Here is a 2,477-nt window from a genome sequence, read left to right as displayed (position 1 = left end):
AGGATATGAAAGCAAAAAAAGTTGTGTACAGATTAAAAGATGATGCTATCATTTATGCGGATGAACAGATTGGATCTGAAGGAGATGAAGTTATTAGGTTTAAAAATGTAATTGTAGATCTGATAAAGAAAAAAATGTTAATTTCTGGAAAAGAGGGTGAAGTCAACACTAAGACATCTGATGTTACATTAATGAAAAAAGTTGTTGGAACAACGAAGGACAAGAAATGGGAAATTTATACAGAACGTGTGGAATATAAGAAACAGGGAGATACATTAATTTCACCAGTGAGGACAAAGTTAATAAATACTGTTGATGACACGGTTTCTGAAGCCGATAGGGTTGAAACGACAACAAAATTTGAAGTAATTGTAGCAACTGGGCATGCGAGTTATAATAATAAGAAAGATAAGAAAACATTAACAGCAGATAAGATTACATATCATGATCCAATAAAAGTATCTGATGCAGAAGGTCATGTAGTTTACAAGGAAGAGCAGACAAAAAGAGAATTACGTGCAGATAGAATGCGTTATGATGATATAAACAAAATTGGAAACGCTTTAGGTAATGTAATCTATACGGATCCTGAAAATAAATTAACTGGATACAAAGTTGATTATTATATGAAAGATGAGCGTGTAGATGGACAGGGAAACGTAGTTTACACTGGTAAAAATAGTGTAATTTCAGCAGATGCTGCATCATATTTTGTAAAGAAAAAGCAGGTTGATGGAAGAGGACATGTAAAATATACAAGTCCAACTCTAATAGTAACAGGAGATCATGTATTTTACGATGAAATTGCAAAAATATTAAATGGTGATGGAAATGGAACTTATAACTATTTACCAAGAAAAACTACTGGAACATATAGAAGTGGAGTTTATGACTTAAAGACAGAAACACTTACAACAAATGACTACTATACTGCAAATTATGATGACTATAAAATGGATGGAACAGGACTTATATATGTGTTCCCAACTGGAGATGCCAGAATGAATGGTCAGTTTAACGTGAAAAAGCAAAACTTTAATGTACATGGTGCAAATGGAACAATGAACACAATTTCAAAAGATATTTTTGCTAATAAAATGGAAATGACAAGTGTTCAGGGAGATAGAATTACATCTGATACAGGGCGTGGAAGTTTTGAGAAAAAGGAATTTAGGTTTGATGGGCATGTTAAAGGTAAAATCCGTGGAAATGTAAAAGATCTTGTAAATGACCCAAGACCGCTTGTAGAATCAGAAGCAGTAAACTTCATAGGAAATACTGCCAAAGTTTATTTCGTTTCACATAAAAATGGAAGTAATATGAGTATTACACGTAGTGAAATCAAAGAAAATGTGCATATGACTTATAAAGATATTACACTTGATTCTCAATATAATGAGATGGACTCTGGAAGGAACCTTATTCTTGCAAGAGATAAAGTTATGGTAGACTTTAAAAATAATACAAAGATGACAGCAAATTATCTTTATATGGATATGAATAAGCAGGAAGGGTATGCCAGAAACAATGTAAAAATCGTAAGTACATTGCCACAGTTCAGAACGATTAATACAAGTGCCGACAAGGCTACGATTTATTTGAAAGATAAAAGAATAAAATTAAATGGAAACGTAGTAACTTATCAAGGAAAAACACAAATTTCATCTAAAAGTGCAATTTATGACATAGATAGAAGAATCCTTGAAAATGAAGGCAATATCCAAATGCAATATGAAGTTCAGAATAACGAGGAACAAGGGAAGTCAGACCCTAAAAATGCGGCCGCAACTCAAGAAGTAATTGGAAAATTATCAATTCCTGAAGGAGAAGTAAGTACAAGAGGTGGAATTAACTTGCCAAAATCAATGACTGCCTCAAATGGAGTTCCAGTTACGATAAGATGGCGTTCCTCGAATTCTAGCCTGTTTTCAGTATCTGGAAGAATTAATAAGCAATTTTATGGTGGCGGAAGTAAAGGAGTAACTTTAACTGCAACAGCTAAAGCTGGTGTAGATATAGCGGAAAGAACATTTAATGTAAGTGTTCCTACCGAATCAGCTCATGAAATGCTTGTTAGAGCTGCAAGAAATATTTATGTTCCAGAAGACGGCGAAAATTTACCTTCATCAGTAAGAGTAAATGTAAATAAAGGAACAATAGATGTACCAATTTCTTGGAGTAAAAATGGAGATAGAAATGTAGCAACATTAAGATATGGCGGTGCATCTTACCAGAAACAGTTTTAGATAACTAGGGAAAGTGGGTAGAAAATACTCACTTTTCTTTAATACTAAACCCCATTTGAAAAAAAAGAAATAATTTTCTATTTACTTTCTGACAAGGGGTCTTGACCCCTTGCATAATAGAAGTTATAATAAATCTATTATTTTAACGGGAAATAGTATAAAACCCAAAAAAATATCTTTTAACAAGGGATCTTGACCCTTTGCTAAAAGAGTTCAAAACAAATTTACTAT

1 protein-coding gene is annotated in these 2,477 nt (G+C 32.8%); it reads left to right on the top strand.

Annotated features, from left to right (window positions below; all coding sequences use genetic code 11):
• A partial coding sequence (locus tag Q0370_RS07465; RefSeq protein ID WP_299574099.1) for an immunoglobulin-like domain-containing protein occupies positions 1-2,246 on the top strand: 2,246 nt, incomplete at its 5' end.
• Positions 2,247-2,477 lie beyond the last annotated feature (231 nt).

This window comes from uncultured Leptotrichia sp. (genome assembly GCF_938036635.1).
Taxonomy (GTDB): Bacteria; Fusobacteriota; Fusobacteriia; order Fusobacteriales; family Leptotrichiaceae; genus Leptotrichia; species Leptotrichia hongkongensis.
Note: the sequence above shows the minus strand (reverse complement) of the source record. Positions and strands in the feature narration are given on the sequence as shown.